The organism is Bradyrhizobium sp. 137, from assembly GCF_023074095.1.
GTDB lineage: Bacteria > Pseudomonadota > Alphaproteobacteria > Rhizobiales > Xanthobacteraceae > Bradyrhizobium.
The window spans coordinates 54435-79158 of record NZ_JADPKU010000033.1 but is presented as its reverse complement, the minus strand read 5'-3'; the positions used below and the strand labels follow the sequence as shown (position 1 = coordinate 79158).

27 protein-coding genes are annotated in these 24724 nt (G+C 64.3%); 20 read left to right on the top strand and 7 right to left on the bottom strand.

Annotation, left to right across the window (positions count from 1 at the left end; all coding sequences use genetic code 11):
* Positions 1–11: 11 nt before the first annotated feature.
* The 3 genes from tpiA to IVA78_RS06375 all read left to right on the top strand — a co-directional run bounded on the left by tpiA (position 12) and on the right by IVA78_RS06375 (position 3085).
* Positions 12–767 (top strand): triose-phosphate isomerase, encoded by a 756-nt coding sequence (gene tpiA, locus IVA78_RS06385; protein ID WP_247276044.1) that lies wholly within the window; start codon positions 12–14, stop codon positions 765–767.
* A gap of 139 nt (positions 768–906) precedes the next feature.
* Entirely contained in the window at positions 907–1287 is a 381-nt protein-coding gene (secG, locus tag IVA78_RS06380; RefSeq protein WP_247275969.1) for a preprotein translocase subunit SecG, read from the top strand.
* A 166-nt stretch (positions 1288–1453) separates the two neighbouring features.
* On the top strand, positions 1454–3085 hold the full coding sequence (locus IVA78_RS06375) for a CTP synthase (protein ID WP_247275970.1): 1632 nt from the start codon (positions 1454–1456) through the stop codon (positions 3083–3085).
* On the opposite strand, the gene IVA78_RS06370 is transcribed toward IVA78_RS06375, so the two are convergent.
* The 3 genes from IVA78_RS06370 to IVA78_RS06360 all read right to left on the bottom strand — a co-directional run bounded on the left by IVA78_RS06370 (position 3048) and on the right by IVA78_RS06360 (position 5931).
* The gene (locus IVA78_RS06370) at positions 3048–3782 is read right to left on the bottom strand and encodes an rRNA adenine N-6-methyltransferase family protein (RefSeq protein ID WP_247275971.1); all 735 of its coding nucleotides are present in this window, start codon (positions 3780–3782) and stop codon (positions 3048–3050) included. The genes IVA78_RS06375 and IVA78_RS06370 overlap by 38 nt on opposite strands.
* A 101-nt stretch (positions 3783–3883) precedes the next feature.
* A complete protein-coding gene (locus tag IVA78_RS06365; protein ID WP_247275972.1) occupies positions 3884–5260 on the bottom strand; it encodes a HAMP domain-containing sensor histidine kinase in 1377 nt (458 codons plus the stop codon).
* Positions 5257–5931 (bottom strand): response regulator transcription factor, encoded by a 675-nt coding sequence (locus IVA78_RS06360; protein WP_247275973.1) that lies wholly within the window; start codon positions 5929–5931, stop codon positions 5257–5259. Before IVA78_RS06360 ends, IVA78_RS06365 begins: the two co-directional genes overlap by 4 nt.
* A 196-nt stretch (positions 5932–6127) precedes the next feature.
* On the opposite strand from IVA78_RS06360, the gene IVA78_RS06355 reads away from it, so the two are divergent.
* The 3 genes from IVA78_RS06355 to IVA78_RS06345 all read left to right on the top strand — a co-directional run bounded on the left by IVA78_RS06355 (position 6128) and on the right by IVA78_RS06345 (position 8627).
* Entirely contained in the window at positions 6128–6454 is a 327-nt protein-coding gene (locus IVA78_RS06355; RefSeq protein WP_247275974.1) for an NIPSNAP family protein, read from the top strand.
* A 116-nt stretch (positions 6455–6570) separates the two neighbouring features.
* Positions 6571–7419, top strand: coding sequence for a 3-deoxy-8-phosphooctulonate synthase (gene kdsA / locus IVA78_RS06350; RefSeq protein WP_247275975.1), 849 nt, complete (start codon positions 6571–6573; stop codon positions 7417–7419).
* Complete coding sequence (locus IVA78_RS06345) at positions 7419–8627, top strand: MFS transporter (protein WP_247448803.1); 1209 nt, start codon at positions 7419–7421, stop codon at positions 8625–8627. The genes kdsA and IVA78_RS06345 overlap by 1 nt, the downstream gene beginning before the upstream one ends.
* Positions 8628–8667: 40 nt before the next feature.
* On the opposite strand, the gene queF is transcribed toward IVA78_RS06345, so the two are convergent.
* Positions 8668–9120 (bottom strand): preQ(1) synthase, encoded by a 453-nt coding sequence (queF, locus tag IVA78_RS06340; protein WP_247275977.1) that lies wholly within the window; start codon positions 9118–9120, stop codon positions 8668–8670.
* Positions 9121–9171: 51 nt separating this feature from the next.
* Positions 9172–10149 carry a lyase gene (locus IVA78_RS06335; RefSeq protein ID WP_247464832.1) on the bottom strand — a complete coding sequence of 326 codons (978 nt, stop codon included), beginning with the start codon at positions 10147–10149 and terminating at the stop codon, positions 9172–9174.
* 174 nt (positions 10150–10323) lie between these two features.
* Here IVA78_RS06335 and eno point away from each other — a divergent pair, with 174 nt between their 5' ends.
* The 5 genes from eno (at position 10324) to IVA78_RS06310 (ending at position 15195) form a co-directional block, all read left to right on the top strand.
* Positions 10324–11607 carry a phosphopyruvate hydratase gene (eno, locus tag IVA78_RS06330; protein ID WP_247275979.1) on the top strand — a complete coding sequence of 428 codons (1284 nt, stop codon included), beginning with the start codon at positions 10324–10326 and terminating at the stop codon, positions 11605–11607.
* Between the two features lie 44 nt (positions 11608–11651).
* Positions 11652–12791, top strand: a complete 1140-nt coding sequence (locus IVA78_RS06325; protein ID WP_247275980.1) for a zinc-binding dehydrogenase — start codon at positions 11652–11654, stop codon at positions 12789–12791.
* Positions 12792–12902: 111 nt separating this feature from the next.
* On the top strand, positions 12903–13901 hold the full coding sequence (locus IVA78_RS06320) for an MBL fold metallo-hydrolase (RefSeq protein WP_247275981.1): 999 nt from the start codon (positions 12903–12905) through the stop codon (positions 13899–13901).
* Positions 13902–14127: 226 nt separating this feature from the next.
* A complete protein-coding gene (locus IVA78_RS06315) occupies positions 14128–14679 on the top strand; it encodes an NAD(P)H-dependent oxidoreductase (RefSeq protein WP_247275982.1) in 552 nt (183 codons plus the stop codon).
* 198 nt (positions 14680–14877) lie between these two features.
* Entirely contained in the window at positions 14878–15195 is a 318-nt protein-coding gene (locus tag IVA78_RS06310; protein ID WP_008567889.1) for a septum formation initiator family protein, read from the top strand.
* Between the two features lie 168 nt (positions 15196–15363).
* Here the strand turns inward: IVA78_RS06310 and IVA78_RS06305 are convergent, their stop codons facing one another.
* Entirely contained in the window at positions 15364–15534 is a 171-nt protein-coding gene (locus IVA78_RS06305; RefSeq protein WP_247275983.1) for a hypothetical protein, read from the bottom strand.
* Positions 15535–15588: 54 nt separating this feature from the next.
* Between IVA78_RS06305 and pdhA the strand changes: the two genes are divergently transcribed.
* From pdhA to IVA78_RS06260, 9 genes are all read left to right on the top strand, one after another.
* A complete protein-coding gene (gene pdhA / locus IVA78_RS06300) occupies positions 15589–16611 on the top strand; it encodes a pyruvate dehydrogenase (acetyl-transferring) E1 component subunit alpha (RefSeq protein WP_247275984.1) in 1023 nt (340 codons plus the stop codon).
* Between the two features lie 29 nt (positions 16612–16640).
* Entirely contained in the window at positions 16641–18032 is a 1392-nt protein-coding gene (locus tag IVA78_RS06295) for a pyruvate dehydrogenase complex E1 component subunit beta (protein ID WP_247275985.1), read from the top strand.
* 3 nt (positions 18033–18035) lie between these two features.
* Positions 18036–18338, top strand: a complete 303-nt coding sequence (locus IVA78_RS06290; RefSeq protein ID WP_247275986.1) for a DUF5076 domain-containing protein — start codon at positions 18036–18038, stop codon at positions 18336–18338.
* A gap of 1 nt (position 18339) precedes the next feature.
* Positions 18340–18792: a nucleoside deaminase gene (locus IVA78_RS06285; protein ID WP_247275987.1), complete on the top strand. Its 453-nt coding sequence runs from the start codon at positions 18340–18342 to the stop codon at positions 18790–18792.
* Between the two features lie 62 nt (positions 18793–18854).
* Positions 18855–20207 carry a pyruvate dehydrogenase complex dihydrolipoamide acetyltransferase gene (locus IVA78_RS06280; protein WP_247275988.1) on the top strand — a complete coding sequence of 451 codons (1353 nt, stop codon included), beginning with the start codon at positions 18855–18857 and terminating at the stop codon, positions 20205–20207.
* A gap of 22 nt (positions 20208–20229) precedes the next feature.
* Positions 20230–20463 carry a hypothetical protein gene (locus IVA78_RS06275; RefSeq protein ID WP_247275989.1) on the top strand — a complete coding sequence of 78 codons (234 nt, stop codon included), beginning with the start codon at positions 20230–20232 and terminating at the stop codon, positions 20461–20463.
* A 16-nt stretch (positions 20464–20479) separates the two neighbouring features.
* On the top strand, positions 20480–21901 hold the full coding sequence (lpdA, locus tag IVA78_RS06270) for a dihydrolipoyl dehydrogenase (RefSeq protein ID WP_247275990.1): 1422 nt from the start codon (positions 20480–20482) through the stop codon (positions 21899–21901).
* Between the two features lie 55 nt (positions 21902–21956).
* Positions 21957–23198 (top strand): threonine synthase, encoded by a 1242-nt coding sequence (locus IVA78_RS06265; RefSeq protein ID WP_247418374.1) that lies wholly within the window; start codon positions 21957–21959, stop codon positions 23196–23198.
* A gap of 83 nt (positions 23199–23281) precedes the next feature.
* Positions 23282–24250 carry a tripartite tricarboxylate transporter substrate binding protein BugD gene (locus tag IVA78_RS06260; RefSeq protein ID WP_247275992.1) on the top strand — a complete coding sequence of 323 codons (969 nt, stop codon included), beginning with the start codon at positions 23282–23284 and terminating at the stop codon, positions 24248–24250.
* A gap of 52 nt (positions 24251–24302) precedes the next feature.
* Here IVA78_RS06260 and IVA78_RS06255 read toward each other — a convergent pair whose 3' ends face one another.
* A complete protein-coding gene (locus tag IVA78_RS06255) occupies positions 24303–24683 on the bottom strand; it encodes a response regulator (RefSeq protein ID WP_247275993.1) in 381 nt (126 codons plus the stop codon).
* Positions 24684–24724: the final 41 nt, after the last annotated feature.

The following is a 24724-nucleotide window of genomic DNA, read 5'->3' as shown; positions in this document are numbered from 1 at the left end:
TGGACATTGACATGACCGACGCCATCCGACCGCTGATCGCCGGCAACTGGAAGATGAACGGCCTGAAGGCCCAGGTTGCGGAATTCGACGCCATGCTCAACGGCGCGGCAGATGTGACTGGAAGGGCCGACCTGCTGGTCTGCCCACCGGCAACCCTGATCGCCGCCTTCGCCGACAGGGCGCGGGGCAAGAAGGTGACAGTAGGAGCCCAGGACTGCCATCCCAAGGCCTCGGGGGCCCATACCGGCGATGTCGCCGCCGAAATGCTGGTGGATGCGGGTGCTGCCGCCATCATCGTAGGTCATTCCGAGCGCCGCGCCGACCACGGCGAGGGCGATGCCCTGGTCCGGCAGAAGGCCGAGGCAGCCTGGCGCGCCGGGGCGACCGCGATCGTCTGCATCGGCGAGACGCAGGGCCAGCGCGATGACGGCCAGACCCTGGACGTCCTGCGCGGCCAGCTCGACGGCTCGCTGCCGGACGGCTCCAGCGCGGCCAATCTGATCGTCGCCTATGAGCCGGTCTGGGCGATCGGCACCGGCCTCACCCCCACATCCCAGGATGTCGAGCAGATTCATGGCTTTATTCGGGAACTCCTGACGTCCCGGTTCAGAGCCGATGGTGCCAGGATGCGGATCCTCTACGGCGGCTCGGTCAAGCCCTCGAACGCGGCCGAACTGATGGCCGTGAAGAACGTCAACGGCGCGCTGGTCGGCGGGGCCAGCCTGAAAGCAGCTGATTTCCTTGCGATCGCGAAGGGCTGTCCCTAGCTCATCCAAACCATGGGTCCGGATCCGATCGGGGGTGGCAATACCCCCTCCGATCGTGTAACACCGCGCAACTTCAGGAAAACCCGCGAAGCGCGATCGGCCGCCGTCAGGCGCCGCCCGCTTATGACGGAAGGATACTATGCAGACCGTTGTCATCGTCATCCACCTCATGATCGTCGCCGTCATGATCGGCGCCGTCCTGCTCCAGAAGTCGGAAGGCGGCGGCCTCGGCATGGGCGGAGGCGCGGGCTTCATGTCGAGCCGCGGCACCGCAAACCTCTTGTCGCGCACGACAGCGATCCTGGCCGCGGGCTTCTTCCTGACCAGCCTGTTCCTGTCCTGGTACGCCGGTTATGACCGCAAGCCGTCGTCGATCATCGGCCAACCTGGGCAGACTCAGCCGGCCGGCGGATCCCCGATCGCGCCGCCGACCTCGGGCGGTATCCTGGATTCGCTGAAGAAGGCCGACGAGCAGCAGAATCAGGCGCCTGCCGGCCCGCAGGTGCCGCGCTCGCAATAAAGCAGGGGGGCCATGCAGGTCGGCTGCTACCGTCCTGCATCAAAAATCCCCATCAAGGCACTGTCACCACTCTCAGTTCTGGATCACCCACAGGCCCGCAGAATCTTTGGGGCGGAATGCGAATCGCTTTGGCGAATCGAATTCGAGGGATTAGAGGTTAAGTCCCATGGCGCGGTATATATTCATCACCGGCGGCGTGGTTTCTTCGCTCGGCAAGGGTCTGGCTTCAGCGGCACTCGGTGCGCTGTTGCAAGCCCGGGGCTACAAGGTCCGCCTCCGCAAGCTCGACCCCTATCTCAACCTCGATCCCGGAACGATGTCGCCGTATCAGCACGGCGAAGTGTTCGTCACCGATGATGGCGCAGAGACCGATCTCGATCTCGGTCACTATGAGCGCTTCACCGGCAGGCCTGCGACCAAGGCCGACAACATCACAACGGGGCGCATCTACCAGGACATCATTTCCAAGGAGCGCCGCGGCGATTATCTCGGCGCGACCATCCAAGTGGTTCCGCACGTCACCAACGCCATCAAGGAATTCGTCCTCGACGGCAATGACCATTACGATTTCGTGCTGGTCGAGATCGGTGGCACTGTCGGCGACATCGAGGGCCTGCCGTTCTTCGAGGCGATCCGCCAGCTCAAGAACGAGCTGCCGCGCGATCATGCCGTCTACATCCATCTCACGTTGCTGCCCTACATCCCCAGCGCCGGCGAGCTCAAGACCAAGCCGACGCAGCACTCCGTGAAGGAGCTGCGCTCGATCGGCATCCAGCCGGACATCCTGCTCTGCCGCACCGACCGCGAGATCCCGAAGGAGGAGCGGCGCAAGCTCGGGCTGTTCTGCAACGTGCGCGAAAGCGCCGTGATCGAGGCGCGCGACGTCGACAACATCTACGCCGTGCCCGAGGCCTATCACAATGCGGGCCTCGATGATGAAGTGCTCGCCGCCTTCGGCATCGCCTCGCGGACTCCGCCCGAGCTGCGCAGCTGGCAAGAAATCAACGAACGCGTGCGCAATCCCGAGGGCAACGTGACCATCGCCATCGTCGGCAAGTACACCGGCATGAAGGATGCGTACAAGTCGCTGATCGAGGCGCTGTCGCATGGCGGCATCGCCAACAAGGTGAAGGTCAATCTCGACTGGATCGAGAGTGAGATATTCGAGAAGGAAGATCCCGCGCCGTTTCTCGAGCACGTCAACGGCATCCTGGTGCCCGGCGGCTTCGGCCAGCGCGGCGCGGAAGGAAAGATCAAGGCGGCGCAATTCGCACGCGAGCGCGACGTGCCGTATTTCGGCATCTGCTTCGGCATGCAGATGGCGGTGATCGAGGCCGCGCGAAATCTCGTCGGCATTGAGGATGCCAACTCCACCGAGTTCGGCCCGACCAAGGAGCCGCTGGTCGGCCTGATGACGGAATGGCTGCGCGGCAACGAGCTCGAGAAGCGCTCGCAGGCCGGCGACCTCGGCGGCACGATGCGGCTAGGGGCCTATCCTGCAACGCTCAATCGCGGCAGCCGCGTCTCAGAGGTCTATGGCGGCGCCACCGAAATCTCCGAGCGTCACCGCCACCGTTACGAGGTCAACACTGCCTACAAGGATCGCCTCGAGCAGCACGGCCTAAAATTCTCCGGCCTGTCGCCCGACGGCGTGCTGCCGGAGATCGTCGAGTACGAGGATCACCCCTGGTTCATCGGCGTCCAGTTCCACCCCGAGCTGAAGTCGCGCCCCTTCGAGCCGCACCCGCTGTTCGCCTCGTTCATTCAGGCGGCGATGGTGCAATCGCGGCTGGTCTAGACGCCTCAGCTCGCTTTCTTGACGATCTTACGGAGAGCGGCATCGATCGTCGATTGCCAGCCAGATCAATCCGTCCCGGCAACATCGGCGCCGCAAGCTCGGGCGAAAGCAGTGCCGTGACAAGTTTCATCTGCGGCCGCCGCGTCAGCCTGTAGACGGCCGCGGGTGGCACGTTCAGCATTGCCCGATCCACCAGCTTGGCGCGCAGGCCCAGCCGGTCGAGCACCGGGCGCGGCACCGGGCAGCTCATGCCGTAAGTGAACTGATAGAAGGCGCCGCCGGGGCGGATGTAGCTGAATGCGCCGCTGACAATCGAGACGACTTTGCGCATTGACATGTTGAGCATCGGCAATCCGCTCACCACGGCGCCGACCGGCGCGCCCTCATAAAGGCGATGCGTGGTGAGCCGCGCCGCATCGATCCACAATATGCGAGCCCCGGGAAAGCGCACCTGCAGCAGCTTCATGAAATCGGAGCCGTATTCGACCAGCGTGAGGTCTTCCTGGCGCACGCCGCGCTTCAACAGCTTGTAGGTGAATGCGCCGGTGCCGGGACCGAGCTCGAGGATGGGGCCGGTCGATGCGTCGATCTCGCGCGTGATGAGATCCGCCAGTGCCGCGCTCGACGGCGCGATCGCACCGACCTGACGCGGTGCCGACATCCAGGCGAGGAAGAACGAGAGAAAATCGTTGGGCATGCGCACTCCGGCATTTTGCTTCGCGCCTCGCAAATCAGAGGCGGCTCACAATCTCACGGGAGTGCATTGCGACAGCATTGCGTAGGTGATGCCGACCAAGATCACTTGGCGCGGATCGGCGGCAATGTGATCCGGAAGCATGCGCCGCCGTTCGCTCCGTCCAGCACCGAGACGTCGCCGCCATGCAGCAGCACGATCTCGCGAACCATGTTGAGGCCGAGGCCGGCGCCGCGATCGAGCGGCGTGAGCCGATAGAACGGCTCGAAGATCATCTCGCGTTGCTCGGGCGGAATGCCCGCGCCCTCGTCGGTGACTTCGATGCAAGCGGGCTTGCTGACGCGGATGCCGATCGTGCCGCGGCGCGGGCCGTGCTGGATGGCATTCTGCACCAGGTTGGTCAGGGCGCGTTCGAGCGCGACCGTGTCGCCGAGTGTCTCGATCGCTGTTTCCGGTGCGTCGAGCGCCAGCTCATAGCCCGCGGCGATGGCAAGCGGAGCAAGCTCGGCGGCGACGCCCTGGGCGATTGCGACGAGGTTGACCCGTGCGAAAGGGTGCCCGCAGCGGTCGAGCCGCTGGATATCGAGCAATTGCTCGGCGAGCGTGGCGAGCCGCGCGGCATCCTCGATCAGGCGGGTCTTGTCAGGTCCCGGCGGAAGCGACTCCAGGCGCGTGTTCAGGATCGCGATCGGCGTGCGCAGTTCGTGCGCGGCATCGGCGACGAAGCGCTTGTGCCGGGCATAGCCTTCATCGAGCCGCGCCAGCGCGTCATTGACTGCGGTCACGAGCGGCACGACCTCGAGCGGAATCTGGTCCACCGACAGTCGCGCGCCGCGCTGATGAATGTCGATGCGGCGCGCCTGATCGGCGGTCGTGTCCAGCCCCCTGAAGGCGCGCCGCACGATCATCGGAGTAGCGATCAACGTCGCCGTTCCCATCAGGAGCAGGCCGGGCAGGGCGATGCCGAGAAACATCAGCGAGGTCATGAGCACCGCCTTGGCGCCGGTTAGCGTGCCCTGCGTCGCCGTGATGACCTGCACGTTGCCGGCGTCGGCATCGACGCGCTTCAACCGCGCGGGGGCTTTGCGTGGATCGTCCTCGAAAAGCTGCCAGCCGAGCCGCGCCTGGCTGATGTGGTCGAGCGCCCCGCCGATCGTGGCGAATTCGGCCGGCACAGCGCCTTCGCTGAGCGAATGGCCCTCTCTGTCACGGACCAGGAACCACAGGTCGGGCGTCTCCGCGCGCAGCTGTTTCAGCTCCGGCGTCGCGCGCAGCATCAGGCCGCCCTGTGCGTCGCGGGTCAGCGCATGCTGCACGGCGTCGATGACACGGTCCTCGTCGCGCGCGGCGAGCACGAAGCCGGAGGCGCATAGCCCCGTGATGATGACGGCCACCAGTGCGACGAGCAGCGCGGCCTGGAGGGACAGCAGGCGCCAGCTCAGCCGCGAGCGCAGGCAATAGGGATCGGCGTGCCTGCTCACGGCAGCTTCTTCAGGAGATAGCCGACGCCGCGAATGCCGTGAATCTCGACATCCGCATCCGCTTCGGCAAGCTTGCGGCGCAGCCGCGATATGTGGGTATCCAGCGCGTTCGACTGGATTTCGTCGTCGAAATTGTAGACGGCCTCTTCCAGTGCCGAGCGCAGGACGGTCCGGCCCATGCGGCGGATCAGCGCTTCGAGCACCAGCAGCTCGCGGCGCGGTAGCTCGAACGGGTGGCCGTCGATGCTCGCCTCGCGATGGCCGACATCGAAGGCGAGGCGGCCGGCGCGGATGACATCCGGCGTGAGACCGGCGGGCCGCCGCAGCACCGCGCGCAGACGCGCGAGCAATTCCTCGACCGCGAAGGGCTTTGCCAGATAGTCGTCCGCGCCGCTGTCGAGCCCGGCGACACGGTCGGCGAGCTCGCCGCGGGCCGTCAGGACGATGATGGGCACGCTGTCGGCGCGCGCCCTCAGCTTCGGGATCAGGGCAAGACCGTCACCGTCCGGTAGCTGGCGGTCGAGCAGGACTGCGGCGTGGACCTCGGCGGAAAGCGCTTCCTCCGCTTCGCAGAGCGTCGGCACGTGGTCCACCACCATGTCGTAGCGCTTCAAGGCCGATGCCAGCGCGCCCGCCATCTCCGCCTCATCCTCGACGAGCAAAATTCGCATGATCTCGCACCTCAGCCTTCAGAGCCGTTCTAGCCGCCGTATCATTGCGGCAGCATTGCGGGAACCGGCTGCGACGCGGTGACAGTGAAGGGGGCACCAGCCATGCGCGGAACGCCGCAGGGGCGGCCGGGTGAGGCTCAAGACAGCATCACGGCCAATCGTTATAACCGCTGCACTTGATCAGGGAGGAACATGAATGATCTACGAAATGCGCCAGTATCGCTGCGTGCCTGGCCGTTTGCCGGCGCTCTTGAAGCGGTTCGAGACGGTCACGCTGAAGCTCTGGGAGAAGCACGGCATCAAGCAGGCCGGCTTCTTCACGACGCTGATCGGTGAGTCCAACCAGGAGCTGACCTATTTTCTGGCCTGGGAGACCCTTGCCGAGCGCGAGAAGAAGTGGGGCGCGTTCATGATCGATCCGGATTGGCTCGAGGCGCGGGTCAAGTCGGAAGCCGATGGCCAGATCGTCGCCAACATCGTCAGCCAGATACTGACGCCGACCGCTTTCTCGGCGGTGAAGTAGTGAGCCTGGCGCGGCGGGGAACCTTGGTGCAACCCTGATATTCGAACGGTCCCGGCCGAAGAGGGTTGATCCGACCCTCATCGCCGCTATGGTCGCGCCGAAACGAGGGATTTGCCTTGAGCTCTTCGAATTCAGCGGCGCCGGTCGTCACCATTGGCACGGTCAAATTCGGCAATGACCTGCCGATCTCGGTCATTGCCGGGCCGTGCCAGCTCGAGAGCCGCCAGCATGCGCTGGAGGTCGCCTCCGCGCTGAAGGAGATCGCCGCGCGGCTGAACATCGGCCTCGTCTACAAGACCTCGTTCGACAAGGCCAACCGCACCAGCGCGTCCGCTGCGCGCGGGCTGGGCCTCGCGCAATCGCTGCCGATCTTCGCGGAGATCCGCTCCTCGCTCGGCTTGCCGGTGCTGACCGATGTGCACGAAGCCACGCAATGCGCCGAGGTGGCGCAGGCCGTGGACATCCTCCAGATACCCGCCTTCCTGTGCCGGCAGACCGATCTGCTTCTTGCAGCGGCTGCGACCGGGAAGGTCGTGAACGTCAAGAAGGGCCAGTTCCTGGCGCCTTGGGACATGGCGAATGTCGTGACCAAGATCACGGGTGCGAACAATCCCAATGTGCTCGTTACCGAACGCGGCGCCTCGTTCGGCTACAACACGCTGGTTTCCGACATGCGCGCATTGCCGATCCTGGCACGCACCACCGGCGCGCCTGTGATCTTCGACGCCACCCATTCGGTGCAGCAGCCGGGCGGGAAGGGGACTTCCTCGGGCGGCGAGCGCGAGTTCGTGCCGGTGCTGGCACGCGCGGCTGTTGCCGTTGGCGTTGCCGGCGTCTTCATCGAGACCCATCCCGACCCCGACAGCGCGCCCTCCGATGGTCCCAACATGGTGCCGCTGCGCGAGTTCGAGGGGCTGATCGCCAAGCTGATCGCGTTCGACGCACTCGCAAAGAACCCGGGCTAATGCAGCGAGGCGAGGCGCGGCCGCAGGATCACGGCTTGCCGACAGCACTCTACGTCATATCGGGCGCAAGCTTCGCCGCAGCGCTTTCGGCACGCGCGCTCGATCCGGTGCTGCCGCACGTCGCCGAAGATTTTGGCGTCAGCATCGCGACCGCCGCCGGCTTTGCTGCGGTGTTCGCCTTCACCTTCTCGATCATCCAGCCCATCATCGGCGCCGCCGCCGATCTATTCGGCAAGACGCGGCTGATGATCGGCTGCCTCGCGCTGCTCGGCCTTGCCAACATCCTGGGCGCGCTCTCGACCTCGTTCTCGGTTCTGTTTGCGACCCGCATCCTCGCCGGTATCGGCTCGGGCGGCGTGTTTCCGGTGGCGCTGAGCCTGACCAGCGATCTCGTTGGGCCGGAGAGACGCCAAGTCGCGATCAGCCGCACGCTTGCAGGCGCGATGACCGGCAATCTGCTTGGCGCCTCGGCCTCCGGGCTGATCGGCGATTTCCTCGGTTGGCGCGGCGTGCTCGCGGTGCTCGGCGTGCTGGTGATCGCCGCCTCGATCGCGGTCGCGGCCGGCTTTCACGGCGCCAAGGTCAAGCATCCGCCGAAGACCAGCCTGTCGGCACTGAAGGCCGGCTATCGCACCATCTTCACCAATCCGAACGCCTATGTCTGCTACTCGGCCGTGTTCATCGAAGGCTGCTGCGTGCTCGGCCTGTTTCCCTACATCGCCTCGTTCCTGTTTGAGCTCGGGCAGACCTCGCTCTCGATCGCCGGCATCGTCATCGCGGGCTTTGCGGTCGGCGGCTTGTTCTACACGCTGACGGTGTCGCGCCTGCTGCCGCGGCTAGGGATGAAGGGCATGATGATCGCGGGCATGACGCTGGTGGCCTCACAGCTCATGGCCGTCGCATTCGGCCCACGTTGGGAAGTGCAAGCACTGAATCTCGTCGTGATGGGATGGGGCTTCTACATCGCCCATGGCTGTCTGCAGGTCTTCGCCAGCGAGCTCCCGGTCGAGGCGCGCGCCACCGCACTGTCGCTGCATTCGTTCTTTTTTTTCATGGGACAGACCGTGGGGCCGCTCGCCTATGGCTTCGGGCTCCAGCATGCTGGCAAAATGCCGACGCTGGTCGCGAGCGCCGGGATCATGGTGGTGCTGGGCTTCGTCTGCGCCCGGTTGCTCAAGCCGCGTGCACCGGCGGATGCGCGGGCCTGAACAATACCGTTCAGGCCACGCCAAGCTGGACAACAGGACGCTATCCCCGCCCGCGATAAGGCGCGACACCTTGCTCCGGCACCCACAATCCTTTCGGCACGCGGCCGGTTTGCCAGAACACGTCGATCGGAATGCCGCCGCGCGGATACCAATAGCCGCCGATGCGCAGCCATTTCGGCTTGATCTCGCTCGCGATGCGCTTGCCGATCATCACGGTGCAGTCCTCGTGGAAAGCGCCGTGATTGCGGAAGCTCGCAATGTAGAGCTTGAGCGACTTCGACTCCAGCAGCCATGGGCCCGGCGCGTAGTCGATCATCAGATGCGCGAAATCCGGCTGGCCCGTGACCGGGCACAGCGAGGTGAATTCCGGCACGGTGAAGCGCACCAGATAATCCGTGCCCCTCTGCGGATTGGGCACGCGATCGAGCTGCGCTTCTTCCGGTGTGTGCGGCCACTCGACCGCGCGGCCAAGCTGCAGGGATTTCTTCGCCATCGTCGTCACATCCTGTTTCGGATGCCGGGATGGACGCAAATGTCGCTGTCGTCAACCGGCGGCGATGGTGTGGATCATGACGATCCGGTCGTTGCCGGATTCGCAGCCCCAGAGCTCGCCCGGCCTGCCGTCGAGCTGTCGCACATTGGCATTGGCCTTATTGCTGGCGAAGACGTTGAACCGCTCGGTTGTGGGATCGAAACGGACGATGGCGTTGGCGGAGAAATCGCTCAGCCAGACCTTATCCTTATCGTCGACATAGACTGCGTAGGGCCGGGGGCGCTCGCCCGGCAGCTTCCAGGTCTTCCAAGAGCCGTCCGCGGGATCGTGCACCGAGACATGGCCGCTGTTCCACTCGCTGACCCAGATCCGGCTCTTCGAATCGGACCACACCCGCCGCGAGCCTTGGCTCGGCGTCGGCGGCTCGACCACGCTCGCATTGCCGCTCGCGCGGTCAATCTTCGCGATGTAGTTCCCAGCGAGCGAGGCGTACCAGATGTCGCCGTCCGGGGTGACCGTGATGCCGTAGGGGCCGATTCCCTTGGGCGCCTTGAACACATTCATGTCGCCAGACTTCGGCACGAGCCGGCCGTAATAGCCGGACTGACCGGTGAACCAATACGTGCCGTCCTTGTCGAACACGCCGGTGTTGAGATTGGCGGCGGCGAACTTTTCCGGCAGGCGGAACAGCGTGACCTTGAGATCGCCGGGGTCGGCCCGCGCAATTGCGTTCTGGCCGCCCTCGGTGATCCATGGCGCGCCGTCGGGGCCGATGGTCACCCCGTGCGGGGCAGCACCCTGGCCGAGGCTGACCGTCTTGAAGGTGCCATCCTTGGGGTCGAGCCTGCCGAGCATGCCCTTGCCCTGCGCGGTGAACCACACTGTGCCGTCAGGGGCGGGCGTCAGATCGTGCAGGCCGATGCCGGCACTGATCGGGAAATACTTTGTCCGGAACGGGCCTTCCTGCGCGAAACCTGGGCGGATGGCGAGCAGGGCGGCGCTTGAGACAAGAAACTCGCGGCGATTCATGGCGTTACCCCGACTGTTTCAGATTGAGGTTGGACGCGCAGATCAGATGCCGTGGAGCATAATCTGAGGGGCTTCACGCGTCAGTCGAAGCCAGCCGTCCAAGCGTTCACATTTGCTTGCGCTCCGTGTAAGACCCGCGACACCGATCAGCCCTAACGAACGGAAGTGCACATCATGACCGCCATCATCGACATCATCGGCCGCGAAATTCTCGATAGCCGGGGCAATCCCACGGTCGAAGTCGATGTCGTGCTCGAAGACGGCGCACTGGGCCGCGCCGCGGTGCCGTCGGGGGCCTCCACCGGCGCCCATGAAGCGGTGGAACTGCGCGACGGCGACAAGGCCCGCTATCTTGGCAAGGGCGTCTCCAAGGCGGTCGGCGCCGTCAACGGCGAGCTCTTCGAGGCCCTCAGCGGCCTCGATGTCGAGCAGCAGGCCCAGATCGACCAGATCATGATCGACCTCGACGGTACGCCGAACAAGAGTCGCCTCGGCGCAAACGCCATTCTCGGGGTATCGCTGGCCTGCGCCAAGGCGGCCGCGAACTCGCTGGACATGCCGCTCTATCGTTATGTCGGCGGCACCTCGGCGCGCCTCTTGCCGGTGCCGATGATGAACATCATCAATGGCGGCGTGCACGCCGACAACCCGATCGACTTCCAGGAATTCATGATCCTGCCGGTCGGCGCATCGAGCTTTGCCGAGGGCCTGCGCTACGGCGCCGAAGTCTTCCATACGCTGAAGTCGGAGCTGAAGAAGGCCGGCCACAACACCAATGTCGGCGACGAGGGCGGCTTCGCGCCGAACCTGCCGTCGGCCGATGCCGCGCTCGACTTCGTCATGAACGCGATCGGCAAGGCCGGCTTTAAGGCCGGCTCCGATATCGTGCTCGGCCTCGATTGCGCCTCGACCGAGTTCTTCAAGGACGGCAAATACGTCTATGAAGGCGAGGGCAAGACGCGCTCGATCTCCGAGCAGGCGAAGTACCTTGCCGACCTCGTCGCGCGCTATCCGATCGTGACCATCGAGGACGGCATGTCGGAGGACGACATGGACGGCTGGAAGGAGCTCACCGACCTCATCGGCAAGAAGTGCCAGCTGGTCGGCGACGATCTCTTCGTCACCAACGTCAAGCGCCTCGCCGAAGGCATCAAGGCGGGCAGGGCCAATTCGATCCTGATCAAGGTCAACCAGATCGGCACGCTCACCGAGACGCTTGCCGCGGTCGAGATGGCGCACAAGGCGGGCTACACCTCAGTGATGTCGCACCGCTCGGGCGAGACCGAGGATTCCACCATCGCCGATCTCGCGGTCGCCACCAATTGCGGTCAGATCAAGACCGGCTCCCTTGCGCGGTCCGACCGCACCGCCAAATACAACCAGCTCCTGCGCATCGAGCAGCAGCTCGGCAAGCAGGCGCTCTACGGCGGCAGGGCGGCACTGAAGGCGCTGGCTTAAGCCGGCGCTTCGACCTGCGAAACGACGAACAGGGGAGGATCGACATGAGCGACGGCAACACCGGACTGCAATTGCGTTCGCTGATCAAGGCGAGCGGCGAGCTGGAAATCTCGCTGGTCGACGTGCCGACCCCCGAGCCTGCCGCGGACGAGGTCGTCGTCCGCGTCGACGCGGCGCCGATCAATCCGTCCGACCTCGGGCTTCTGATCGGCGCGGCCGACATCAGCACGGCGAAAGCTTCGGGCAGCAAGGACGCTCCCGTCATCACCGCGAAGGTGCCGGAGGGCGCGATGCGGGCGATGGCAGGCCGGCTCGACCAGTCGATGCCGGTCGGCAACGAGGGCGCCGGCGTCGTCGTCAGGACCGGCTCGTCGGATGCCGCCAAGGCGCTGATGGGCAAGACTATCGCCATGATCGGCGGTGCGATGTATTCGCAATATCGCACGCTGAAGGTGAGGGAGTGCCTGCCGCTGCCTGAGGGCACGACGCCGGCCGAGGGCGCCTCTTGCTTCGTCAATCCGCTCACCGCGCTCGGCATGACCGAGACGATGCGGCGCGAAGGTCACAAGGCCCTGGTGCACACCGCGGCCGCCTCCAATCTCGGCCAGATGCTGAACAAGATCTGCATCAAGGACGGCATCCCGCTGGTCAACATCGTGCGCAGCAGGGAGCAGGCCGACATCCTGCACAAGATCGGCGCCAAATACGTGGTCGATTCCACCGCGCCGAGCTTCCTCGGCGATCTCACCGATGCGCTAGTCGAGACCGGCGCCACCATCGCCTTCGACGCTATCGGCGGGGGCAGGCTGGCCGGCGACATCCTCAACTGCATGGAAGCGGCAATCAACAAGACCGCGAAGGAGTACAGCCGTTACGGCTCCAACGTGCACAAGCAGGTGTACGTCTACGGCGCGCTCGACACGCGGCCGATCGAGCTGCCGCGCGGCTTCGGCATGGCCTGGGGCGTCGGCGGCTGGCTGCTGTTTCCGTTCCTGATGAAGATCGGGCAGGCGGACGGCGCCAAGCTGCGCCAGCGCGTCCTCGACGAATTGAAGACCACCTTCGCCAGCCATTACACCAAGGTGGTCTCGCTTGCCGAGGCGCTCGATCCCGCCAACATCGCCGTGTACGCCAAACGCGCCACAGGCGAAAAATTCCTCATCAACCCGAATAAATTATCGTGATGTGCGACGGCACGTCACCGAAAGAAGGACTTGCCTTCTGAGCGAACCGGGGGATTATTCCCGCCGCCGTTGAAAGCGGAAAAACCGCAAGGCACTCAGAAGGGGATCTGCATGACCGACCTCAATCGCCGTCACCTGCTTGCAGGCGCCGCCACCCTCAGTGCGGCTGCCGTTACCGGGCTTGGACCGATCGCCGCCGATGCCTCAGTGCCGCCGGCCGGAACGCAGGCGCCGGGCTTCTATCGCTATAAGGTCGGCAGCTTCGAGTGCACCTCGATCAATGACGGTGCGCGCACCTTCCCGATGCCGGACAAGTTCGTCGTCAACGTGCCGAAGGACGAGGCGCTGGCCGCAGGCGAGGCGGCCTACATGCCGAAGGGCATGGTCACGGTGCCCTTCAACCCGCAGCTCATCAATACCGGCTCCAAGCTGGTGCTGATCGATACCGGCAACGGCATCGCGAATTTCGAGCCGAGCAAGGGCGCCGTCGGTCGCACGTTGCAAAATCTCCAGGCCGCTGGCGTCGATCCCAAGAACATCGACGTCGTGCTGCTCTCGCATCTGCATCCCGACCACACCAACGGCATCCGCCTCGCCGACGGCGCGCTCGCCTTCCCGAACGCGGAGATCATGGTGCCGGGCAAGGACTGGGAGTTCTGGACCAGCGAGGACAACGCCGCCAAGGCCGAGTCCAACGCGATGATGAAGAATTATTTCGCGAACGTGAAGAAGACCTTTGCCGGCCTCGAGTCCAAGGTCACCAAGTACGAGTGGGGCAAGGAGGTCGCGCCCGGCATCACCTCCATCGCGACGCCGGGTCATACGCCCGGCCACACCTCGTTCGCGGTCGCATCGGGCGATGCGAAGGTGCTGATCCAGTCCGATGTCACCAACATTCCGGAATTCTTCCTGCGCAATCCGGACTGGCACGTGATGTTCGACACCGATGCCGCGCTGGCGCAGGCGACCCGCCACAAATTCTACGACATGGCGGCGGCCGAGAAGGCGACCGTGGTCGGCTTCCACTTCTCCTTCCCCTCGATCGGCCATGTCGAGAAGGACGGCGCAAAATATCGCCTGATCCCATCGGCGTGGAATCCAACGATCTGATCTGGGTTAGTCTCGTCTAGACGTTCGCGCGAATGATCGGGCCGCCACTTGGCGGCCTGACTGTTTTGGCCAACAGGTCAAAGGACGCGATTTCCCCAGAAGAGCCGAGGGCACTTTCACGAAACACAGCGTTTCCAAATCGAGCCAGTTCATGCACTTGCATCCATCGGTCCGGATGGCTTAAGTGCCTTCCCGGCACTCCCGCTCAAGATCCCAAGGACACACCATGGCCTACAACATTGTCACGATCGCCGGCAGCCTGCGCAAGGACAGCTTTTCGCTCAAGATCGCCAATGCCCTCGCCAAGCTCGCACCTAGCTCGCTCAAGCTCGAGGTCGTCACGCCGGCGGGCATTTCCTTCTTCAACCAGGACCTCGAGGGCGCGCCGCCCGCCGACTGGCTGGCCTTCCGCGAGAAGCTTCAGAAATCTGACGGCGTCATCTTCGTCACGCCCGAATACAACCGCTCGATCCCGGGCGCGCTGAAGAATGCCATCGACGTCGCCTCGCGGCCCTATGGCAAGAGTTCGTTCAACGGCAAGCCGGTCGGCATCATCTCGAATTCGCCGGGGCCGCTCGGCGGGGTCAGCGCTGCCAAGCATTTGCAGACCATCCTGCCTGGTATCAGCGGCCCGATCATGCAGCAGCCGGAGGCCTATCTGAACGCCGTGGGCGACGCCTTCGATGCCGAGGGCAATCTGACCAAGGAGTCGCTGAAGCCGGTGCTGCAGGCCTATCTCGACGCCTTCGCGGCGCACGTGGCGAAGCATCACGGCTAATCCAAGTCGCCGGCGGCTAGACGCCAGGTCCTGATCTTGAGGAGGCGCGTCAGCGCCGTCTCGAAGGATGGCCGCGGGGACAGCGGGGCCTTCATGATTCGAGACGGCCGCTATGCAGCCTCCTCACCATGAAGGTCAGATCCTCGTCAGCTAGGGCCGATTAGCACTCCCTTAACCAACCTGTCCCATCTTCCCAAGATGGTCTCCCGCGCGCGCCTGAAATCGATCCTGACCGGCCTTGCCCTGTATGCGATGGCGGCGGCCATCGTCGGCTATTTCGGCGTCAACGCCTACACCGGCAAATACGGCCTCAATGCCCGCCAGGAGCTCGATCAGGAGATCATCGCCCTGACCAGCGAACTGGCGCAGCTCAAGCGCGAGCGCGCCCGGAGCGAGCAGCGCGTCTCTTTGCTGCGCACGTCGAGGATTGATCCTGACATGCTGGACGAGCGGGCGCGCTACCAACTCGACTATGTCAATCCGCATGATCTCGTTCGGATGATCCCGGCGAAATAGCGTTCTCGCTGCCGAGCGGTCGTGACATGATCGGCCATGGTGTCTTGGTCGAAACGGTCGGGGCGTCGGGCGTGAGTCCCAAAAGATGATGCTCGATCACGACCCGCAGACCAAGAAGCTCCCGAAGAGGGTCGGCTTCTTCTGATTGGGCGGACGGAGAGGGCGGCGTCATTTCGGCATCGCCCGTCCTCCCCATTTCTTGACGCGGTCACGAATCTGCGCGTGCGGCAGCCTTGCATCGAATTGTTGCCCGATCGGCGCCAAAGATTTTCCAATATTACGATCACGTTGCAGTGCGGCATAATGAAAGTCGTGCCATGCCGCCGCGGTGCTTTCCAACGGTGTTTGACTTGGGTTAGAGAGGGCGAAAGTTTTCTCTGACCCGGAATTCCCATGGCCGCACCCAAGAAAGCCGCCGCAAGCACTCCACAGGACAAGGCCGACGGCGGTCCGCCCCCGGAATTCACCAGGGAGCAGGAGCTCAAGGCGCTCCGCGACATGCTCCTGATCCGGCGCTTCGAGGAAAAGGCTGGCCAGCTCTACGGCATGGGCGCGATCGGCGGTTTCTGCCACCTCTATATCGGCCAGGAGGCCGTGGTGGTCGGCATGCAGATGGCCCTGAAAGAGGGCGATCAGGTCATCACCGGCTATCGCGATCACGGCCACATGCTCGCCACCGGCATGGACGCCAACGGCGTGATGGCCGAGCTCACGGGCCGCCGCGGCGGCTATTCCAAGGGCAAGGGCGGCTCCATGCACATGTTCAGCAAGGAGAAGCACTTTTACGGCGGCCACGGCATCGTCGGCGCGCAGGTCTCGCTCGGCACGGGTCTCGCCTTCGCCAATCACTATCGCGGCAACGACAATGTCAGCGTCACCTATTTCGGTGACGGCGCGGCCAACCAGGGTCAGGTCTATGAGAGCTTCAACATGGCGGAGCTCTGGAAGCTGCCGGTGATCTACGTCATCGAGAACAACCGCTACGCTATGGGGACCTCGGTCTCGCGCGCCTCGGCGCAGCAGGACTTCTCCAAGCGCGGCGCCTCCTTCAACATTCCCGGCAAGCAGGTCGACGGCATGGACGTCCGCGCCGTGAAGGCTGCGGGCGAGGAGGCGGCGGCCTGGTGCCGTGCCGGCAAAGGCCCCTACATTCTCGAGATGCAGACCTACCGCTATCGCGGCCACTCGATGTCCGACCCTGCAAAATATCGCACGCGCGAGGAGGTCGAGAAGATCCGCCACGACCAGGACCCGATCGAGCAGGTACGTAACCGCCTCTTGGCGGCCAAGGTCAGCGAGCAGGATCTGAAGGCGATCGACGCCGAGGTGCGCGACGTCGTCAACGCGTCCGCCGATTTCGCCCAACATGATCCCGAGCCGGATGCCGCCGAGCTCTGGACCGACGTTTACCGCTGAACGCGCGCAAGCTTTCTTTTGGAGTCGATATGCCAATTCAAGTGCTGATGCCCGCGTTGTCGCCCACGATGGAGAAGGGCAACCTCGCCAAATGGCTGAAGAAAGAGGGCGAGACGATCAAGTCCGGCGACGTCATCGCCGAGATCGAGACCGACAAGGCGACGATGGAAGTCGAGGCAACCGATGAGGGCACGCTCGGCAGGATCCTCATTCCCGAGGGCACCGCCGACGTTGCCGTCAATACGCCGATCGCGACCATCCTCGCCGATGGCGAGAGCGCCGCCGATCTCGCGAAGGCCCCAGCGCCGGCCAAGCAGGAGAAGGCTGCGGAGTCCGCGCCGCCCGCCGCCGCCAAGTCCGAGGCCCCCCAGCCCAAGGCGGCGCCGTCCGCGCCGCAGCCCGTGGCCGAGCCCGATCCGGAGGTACCCGCCGGCACCGAGATGGTGACGCAGACCATCCGCGAAGCCTTGCGCGATGCCATGGCCGAAGAGATGCGCCGCGACGGCGATGTCTTCGTGATGGGCGAAGAGGTGGCCGAATATCAGGGTGCCTACAAAGTCACGCAAGGGTTGCTTCAGGAGTTCGGCGCCAAGCGCGTGATCGACACGCCGATCACCGAGCACGGCTTTGCCGGTGTCGGCGTCGGTGCCGCGATGACGGGCCTCAAGCCGATCGTGGAGTTCATGACCTTCAACTTCGCCATGCAGGCGATCGATCAGATCATCAACTCCGCGGCCAAGACGCTGTACATGTCCGGCGGCCAGATGGGCTGCTCGATCGTATTCCGCGGGCCCAATGGTGCCGCTGCGCGGGTCGCAGCCCAGCACAGTCAGGATTACTCGGCCTGGTATTCGCACATTCCCGGCCTCAAGGTGGTCGCGCCGTATTCGGCGGCCGATGCCAAGGGGCTGCTTAAGGCCGCCATCCGCGATCCCAACCCGGTGATCTTCCTCGAGAACGAGGTGCTCTACGGTCACACCGGCCAAGTACCCAAGCTCGACGATTTCGTGATTCCGATCGGCAAGGCGCGCATCGTGCGCTCCGGCGGCCACGTCACCATCATCTCGTGGTCGAACGGCATGACCTATGCGCTCAAGGCCGCCGACGAGCTCGCCAAGGATGGCATCGAGGCCGAGGTGATCGACCTACGCACGCTGCGCCCGATGGACACCGAGACCATCATCAACTCGGTCAAGAAGACCGGTCGTGCGGTGACGGTGGAGGAGGGCTGGGCTCAGAGCGGGGTCGGCGCCGAGATCGCCGCGCGCATCATGGAGAACGCCTTCGACTATCTGGACGCGCCGGTTACGCGGGTCTCCGGCAAGGACGTGCCGATGCCCTATGCCGCGAACCTGGAGAAGCTCGCGCTGCCCTCGGCAGCGGAAGTCGTCGAGGCCGCCAAAGCCGTCTGCTACAGGTAGACCATGGCGGGCCCCAAGGAGCAGCCACTGCCGCCCGACGTCATGACCCGCGAGGACGCGGTCGAGATCCTGCGTGTGTTCGTGCTGGACGGTGGGCTGTCGATGGCGTTCCAGCGCGCCTTCGAGGAGCCCGACATGTGGGGCCTGCTGCTCGTCGATCTCGCGCGCCATGCCGCGCGCGCCTATGCGCGCGAGAGCGAATACACCGAGGAGGATGCCTTGAACCGGATTCTGGAGATGTTCCAGGCCGAGATCGAGCGTCCGACCGACACCGGCAGCACGACGCCACGCGGCAAGGGGCACTGACGTGGCCATCGAATCCTATCACTACGATTTTATGCTGGAGGCGATCCGCGAGGCGGAAACCTCGATCGCGCAGGGCGGCCTGCCGATCGGTGCGGTGCTGACGCGCGACAACAAGATCATCGCCCGCGGTCACAACAAGCGCGTGCAGGAGAACAACGTGATCCTGCACGGCGAGATGAGCTGCCTGCGCGAAGCCGGCGCGATCACGTTTCATGACACCGTCATGTACACCACCCTGTCGCCATGCTCGATGTGCGCCGGCGCGCTGGCGCTGTTCAAGGTCAAGCTGGTGGTGATCGGGGAATCTGTCACCTTCGAGGGATCCAAGGACATCCTCGACAAGTTCGGCATCCCCTGGATCGACCTTGCCGACGACCGCTCCATCACCATGATGAAGAATTGGCGTTCCAATCCCGCCAATGAGCGTCTGTGGCAGGGCGACATCGGCAACTAAACCTGGTCTGTTCGTCTTCGCTTCAGGGGACGACGTTTTGAGAAGTTCTTCGTGAGGTCAGCATGCCCATCAACATCCTGATGCCCGCTCTTTCGCCGACGATGGAGAAGGGCAACCTCGCCAAGTGGCTGAAGAAGGAGGGCGACAAGGTCAAATCCGGCGACGTCATCGCCGAGATCGAGACCGACAAGGCGACCATGGAGGTCGAGGCGATCGACGAAGGCACGATCGCCAAGATCCTGGTGCCCGAGGGCACCCAGGACGTTCCGGTCAACGACGTGATCGCGGTGCTGGCCGGCGAGGGCGAGGACGTGAAAGCCGCGGGCGCCGCGAAGCCGACCGCCTCGGCTGCACCGCCCAAGACCGCTGAGGCACCTGCTGCCGCGCCGGCACCGGCACCTGCGCCGGCCGCACCCAAGGCGACGCCGGCTGCCGCCGCACCGGCTCCGCCGGCTGCAGCTCCCGCCGCGCAGGGCAACGGCCATGGCGGCCGCGTGTTCTCATCGCCGCTCGCGCGCCGTATCGCGAAGGAAGCCGGCATCGATGTTGCGATGATCACGGGCACTGGCCCGCACGGCCGCGTGGTCGCGCGTGACGTCGAGCAGGCCAAGTCCGGCAAGGGCCTCAAGGCTCCCGCCGCAGCACCGTCTGGGGCGCCCTCGATCGCGCCGACCATGTCTGACAAGCAGATCCTGTCGCTGTTCGAGCCGGGCTCCTACGACATCGTCCCGCATGATGGCATGCGCCGGACCATCGCGCAGCGCCTGACCGCATCGATCCAGAACGTCCCGCACTTCTATCTCACCATCGATTGCGACATCGGCAAGCTGCTGGCCGCGCGCGAGGAGATCAATGCGGCTGCTCCCAAGGACAAGGAGAAGAAGCCGCTCTACAAGATCTCGGTCAACGACTTCGTCATCAAGGCGATGGCGGTCGCACTCCAGAAGATCCCGAACTGCAACGTCAGCTGGACCGAAAGCGGCATGGTCAAGCACCACCATTCCGACGTCGGCGTTGCCGTCGCGATGCCAGGCGGCCTGATCACGCCTATCATCCGCAAGGCCGAGACCAAGACGCTCTCGACCATCTCCAACGAGATGAAGGACTTTGCCGCGCGCGCCCGCTCGCGCAAGCTGAAACCCGAGGAATACCAGGGCGGCACCACGGCCGTCTCCAACCTCGGCATGTACGGCATCAGTCACTTCACCGCGGTGATCAATCCGCCGCACGCGACCATCCTCGCGGTCGGCACCAGCGAAGAGCGTCCCGTCGTGCGCGGTGGCAAGATCGAGATCGCAAACATGATGAGCGTGACCTTGTCCTGCGATCACCGCGCCATTGACGGCGCGCTCGGCGCCGAGCTGATCGGCGCGTTCAAGCAGCTGATCGAAAATCCCGTCATGATGATGGTCTGACGCGGCGGCAGAGGGGGCAACGTTGCATGTCCGTACCCGCTGGCCATGGATATCGCTGCTGCTTGGGGGGATCGTCGCGCTCAATCCGATCGGGCTCGATTTTCTTCAGTCCGCCTTCCTGTCGGCAGAGCAATTATCGCGGAACATCGCTCAACCCATTGTGTTGAGCGCGCTGGCTATTCTGGTCCTGGTCGGGATCATCGAATGGCTAGTCAGGTTTGTTGTCTTCAAGCGCCGCGCTCGCGGCGCCTCTTGAATTGAACGGGAGCGCCATGGCCGATACATCCTTCGACGTCATCATCATCGGCTCCGGTCCCGGCGGCTATGTCACCGCGATCCGCGCCGCACAGCTCGGCTTCAAGACGGCGATCGTCGAAAAAGCGTATCTGGGCGGCATCTGCCTGAACTGGGGCTGTATTCCGACCAAGGCGCTGCTGCGTTCGGCCGAGATCTACCACTACATGCAGCACGCCAAGGATTACGGCCTGTCGGCAGAGAAAGTGTCTTTCGACCCGAAGGCTGTGGTGCAGCGCTCGCGCGGCGTCTCGAAACGACTCAACGACGGCGTCGGCTTCCTGATGAAGAAGAACAAGGTCAGCGTGATCTGGGGCGCGGCGTCGATCGACGCGACCGGCAAGGTCACTGTGAGTAAATCGGACGTCGAGGGCCCGAAGGGCACGTTGGGCGAGGGGAGCTACCAGGCCAAGCACATCATCGTTGCGACCGGCGCGCGGCCGCGCGTGCTGCCCGGGCTGGAGCCGGACAAGAAGCTGGTCTGGACCTATTTCGAGGCGATGGTGCCGGAACGGATGCCGAAGTCGCTGCTGGTGGTCGGCTCCGGCGCGATCGGCATCGAGTTCGCCTCGTTCTTCCACACCATGGGCTCCGACGTCACGGTGGTCGAGGTGCTACCCCAGATCCTCCCCGTCGAGGACGCCGAGATCGCGAGCCTGGCGCGCAAGCGCCTGGAGAAGCAGGGCATCAAGATCATGTCCTCGACCAAGGTCACCAAGCTCGAGAAGAAGGCCGATAGCGTCGTCGCCACCATCGACGACGGCAAGGGCAAGCCTGTGGCGACCGAGTTCGAACGGGTGATCTCCGCTGTCGGCGTGGTCGGCAACGTCGAGAATCTCGGCCTCGAAAAGCTTGGGGTGAAGACCGATCGCGGCATCATCGTGGTGGACGGCCACGGCAGGACCAACGTTCCTGGCATTTACGCCATCGGCGACGTCGCAGGTCCCCCGATGCTCGCGCACAAGGCCGAGCATGAGGGCGTGATCTGCGTTGAGGCAATCAAGGGTCTCAATCCGCATCCCATGGACAAGAACATGATCCCGGGCTGCACCTATTGCCATCCGCAGGTGGCATCGGTCGGGTTGACTGAGGCCAAGGCCAAGGAGAGCGGCCGCGAGATCCGCGTCGGCCGCTTCCCCTTTGTCGGCAACGGCAAGGCGATCGCGCTCGGCGAGGACCAGGGCCTCGTCAAGGTGATCTTCGACAAGAAGACCGGACAGCTTCTCGGCGCTCATATGGTCGGCGCTGAAGTCACCGAGCTGATCCAGGGCTACGTCGTCGCCATGAACCTGGAGACCACGGAAGAAGAGCTGATGCACACAGTGTTCCCGCATCCGACGCTGTCGGAGATGATGAAGGAAGCCGTGCTGGATGCTTATGGACGGGTGCTGAATATTTGAACGCTCGCCATGACGACCAAAGAGCTGTTCTCCAGAATAAGAAGGAAACCACCCCATGCACGACAACGACAACCTCACCATCGAACGTCCGACCTTCGTCACGCATCTCGAATGCGCGATGGAAGGCGATCATTACGCCCCCGACCAGGTCCACAATCTCTCCAAGGCCGGCAAGCCGCTGCTGGTCCGCTACGATCTCACTGGGGTGAAGAAGGCGCTGACCAAGGACGCCCTGGCCCAGCGTCCCGCCGACATGTGGCGCTACCGCGAGCTGCTGCCGGTGCGCAAATGCAAGGACATCGTCTCACTCGGCGAGGTCACGACGCCGCTGATCCGGCTGCCGAAGCTCGGCGCCAAACTCGGCGGTGGCGAGATCATCGTGAAGGACGAAGGGCGCCTGCCGACCGGCTCGTTCAAGGCGCGCGGCCTCGTGATGGCGGTGTCGATGGGCAAGGCGCTGGGCATCAAGCACATGGCGATGCCGACCAATGGTAACGCCGGCGCCGCGCTGGCGGCCTATGCGACCTCCTGCGGCATCAAGACAACGATCTTCTGCCCGGCCGATACGCCCGAGGTGAATGTCAGCGAGATCGAGCTCCAGGGCGCGACCGTCTATCGCGTCAACGGCTATATCGACGATTGCGGCAAGATCGTCGGCGAGGGGAAAGCAAAAGTCGGCTGGTTCGACACGTCGACGCTGAAGGAGCCGTACCGCATCGAGGGCAAGAAGACGATGGGCCTCGAGCTTGCCGAGCAGCTCGGCTGGGACGTGCCCGACGTGATCTTCTATCCGACCGGCGGTGGCACCGGCCTGATCGGCATGTGGAAGGCGTTCGACGAGCTCGAGAAGATCGGCTTCATCGGGTCCAAGCGTCCGCGCATGGTCGCGGTGCAGGCCTCGGGCTGCGCGCCGATGGTGCGGGCCTATGACGCCGGCGCCGAGCATGCGACGCGCTGGGAGGATGCCCACACCATCGCCTCGGGCATTCGCGTGCCGCAGGCGATCGGCGATTTCCTGATCCTGCGCGCGGTGCGGCAGAGCAAGGGTTTTGCCATCGCGGTCGACGACGACAAGATCTCGTCGGCGCTGAGCGAGGTTGCGCGCGAGGAGGGACTGCTGTTGTGTCCCGAGGGCGCCGCCACCTACGCTGCCTACAAGCAGAGCCTTGCCGATGGCCGTGTCAGCAAGACCGACCGCGTCATGCTGTTCAACTGCGCGACCGGACTGAAATATCCATTGCCGCCGGTCACCCGGACGCTCGATCGCCACAAGCCGATCGATTACACGCAGTTCTAGCGCGGCAATACGCCACGAACGATCCCTCTTCCCGTACGCGGGCAGAGGGTCACAATAACAAAGACATCGCTGGGGAGAGGACTATGAAGGCCGCTTGGGCTGCGCTGATTGCCATTCTCGCTGTTGCAGGCGCCGCGCGCGCTGACGACTATCCCACGCGTCCCATCACCATCATCGTGCCATTCGCGGCCGGCGGGCCGTCGGATGCAATGGCGCGGGTGCTTGCGGAGCGCATGCGCGTATCGCTTGGCCAGCCCGTGGTGATCGAGAACGTCACCGGTGCGGGCGGCTCGATCGGCGTCGGTCGCGCCGTGCAATCACCGCCGGACGGCTACACCATCTCGTTCGGCCATCTCGGTACCCACGTCGCAAACGGTGCCGTCTACAAGCTCAAATACGACCTTGTCGCCGACCTCGAGCCGGTGGTGCTGTTGCCGAGCAATCCGATGATCGTGGTCAGCAAGAACGCGGTGCCGGTGACCTCGCTGAAGGAGCTCATTGAATGGCTGAAGTCGCGGCCATCGCCGCCCACGGCAGGCACGGCCGGCGCAGGCTCCGGCAGCCACATCGCCGGCGTCTATTTCGAGAGCGTCTCCGGCATCAAGCTGCAATACGTGCCGTATCGCGGCACAGCGCCCGCCCTCAACGATCTCATCGCCGGCCAGATCGATCTCATCGTCGACCAGACCTCCAATTCCATCAACCAGGTCCGCGCCGGCACCATCCGCGCCTACGCCATCACCGACGACAAGCGCCTGCCGTCGGCGCCGGAGATTCCGACCGCGGAGGAGGCGGGCCTGAAGGGTTTCAAGATGACGCTGTGGTCAGGCATGTGGGTGCCGAAGGGCACGCCGAAGGAGGTCGTGACCAAGCTCAACGCGGCGGCCGTGGAAGCGCTGAACGATCCTGGAGTGAAGAAGCAGCTCGAAAGCCAGGGCCTGGAGATGACGCCCAAGGATCAGCTCACGCCAGAAGCGCTCGGCAACCGCCAGAAGGCGGAGATCGCTAAATGGTGGCCGATCATCAAGGCGGCGAATATCAAGGTGGATTGAGGTGGGCTGCGCTGGTGTCAGCGTCGCATTCGCTGATCGCCGGACAATCACTTCATGGTTTCGTCACCTGCTGCAGCGCCACCTCCAGGCATTTCATCAGATCCGAGGCGGCAAACGGTTTACCGAGGAAACAACTTGCCCCGGCTTTAAGCGCACGCACACGCACGCTCTCCTCCGGGAAAGCGGTGATGAAGATGAACGGCGTTGACGACCCCTGCGCGCGCATCTGCGTCAGCAGATCGATTCCAGTGACCGACGGCATCTGCACGTCCGCGATCACGCAGGAGGTGTCGGTCGAATCGGTCGACCTCAAAAACTCCTCGGCGGAGGCGAATGTGTGGACGATGTATCCGCGGGATTCCAAGAGATTGTTGATCGCGGCCCGCACGTAGGGATCATCGTCAAGCACAGAAATGACCGAAGCCACTGACAAGACGTCCGCTCCTCGCCCGGAATTACGCTTGCCGTCGCTAC

Coding starts and splice junctions, on each gene's coding strand:
- tpiA (WP_247276044.1), top strand. CDS start 12: ATGACCGACGCCATCCGACCGCTGATCGCCGGCAACTGGAAGATGAAC.
- secG (WP_247275969.1), top strand. CDS start 907: ATGCAGACCGTTGTCATCGTCATCCACCTCATGATCGTCGCCGTCATG.
- IVA78_RS06375 (WP_247275970.1), top strand. CDS start 1,454: ATGGCGCGGTATATATTCATCACCGGCGGCGTGGTTTCTTCGCTCGGC.
- IVA78_RS06370 (WP_247275971.1), bottom strand. CDS start 3,782: ATGCCCAACGATTTTCTCTCGTTCTTCCTCGCCTGGATGTCGGCACCG.
- IVA78_RS06360 (WP_247275973.1), bottom strand. CDS start 5,931: ATGCGAATTTTGCTCGTCGAGGATGAGGCGGAGATGGCGGGCGCGCTG.
- IVA78_RS06355 (WP_247275974.1), top strand. CDS start 6,128: ATGATCTACGAAATGCGCCAGTATCGCTGCGTGCCTGGCCGTTTGCCG.
- IVA78_RS06345 (WP_247448803.1), top strand. CDS start 7,419: ATGCAGCGAGGCGAGGCGCGGCCGCAGGATCACGGCTTGCCGACAGCA.
- queF (WP_247275977.1), bottom strand. CDS start 9,120: ATGGCGAAGAAATCCCTGCAGCTTGGCCGCGCGGTCGAGTGGCCGCAC.
- IVA78_RS06335 (WP_247464832.1), bottom strand. CDS start 10,149: ATGAATCGCCGCGAGTTTCTTGTCTCAAGCGCCGCCCTGCTCGCCATC.
- eno (WP_247275979.1), top strand. CDS start 10,324: ATGACCGCCATCATCGACATCATCGGCCGCGAAATTCTCGATAGCCGG.
- IVA78_RS06325 (WP_247275980.1), top strand. CDS start 11,652: ATGAGCGACGGCAACACCGGACTGCAATTGCGTTCGCTGATCAAGGCG.
- IVA78_RS06320 (WP_247275981.1), top strand. CDS start 12,903: ATGACCGACCTCAATCGCCGTCACCTGCTTGCAGGCGCCGCCACCCTC.
- IVA78_RS06315 (WP_247275982.1), top strand. CDS start 14,128: ATGGCCTACAACATTGTCACGATCGCCGGCAGCCTGCGCAAGGACAGC.
- IVA78_RS06310 (WP_008567889.1), top strand. CDS start 14,878: ATGGTCTCCCGCGCGCGCCTGAAATCGATCCTGACCGGCCTTGCCCTG.
- pdhA (WP_247275984.1), top strand. CDS start 15,589: ATGGCCGCACCCAAGAAAGCCGCCGCAAGCACTCCACAGGACAAGGCC.
- IVA78_RS06295 (WP_247275985.1), top strand. CDS start 16,641: ATGCCAATTCAAGTGCTGATGCCCGCGTTGTCGCCCACGATGGAGAAG.
- IVA78_RS06290 (WP_247275986.1), top strand. CDS start 18,036: ATGGCGGGCCCCAAGGAGCAGCCACTGCCGCCCGACGTCATGACCCGC.
- IVA78_RS06280 (WP_247275988.1), top strand. CDS start 18,855: ATGCCCATCAACATCCTGATGCCCGCTCTTTCGCCGACGATGGAGAAG.
- lpdA (WP_247275990.1), top strand. CDS start 20,480: ATGGCCGATACATCCTTCGACGTCATCATCATCGGCTCCGGTCCCGGC.
- IVA78_RS06265 (WP_247418374.1), top strand. CDS start 21,957: ATGCACGACAACGACAACCTCACCATCGAACGTCCGACCTTCGTCACG.
- IVA78_RS06260 (WP_247275992.1), top strand. CDS start 23,282: ATGAAGGCCGCTTGGGCTGCGCTGATTGCCATTCTCGCTGTTGCAGGC.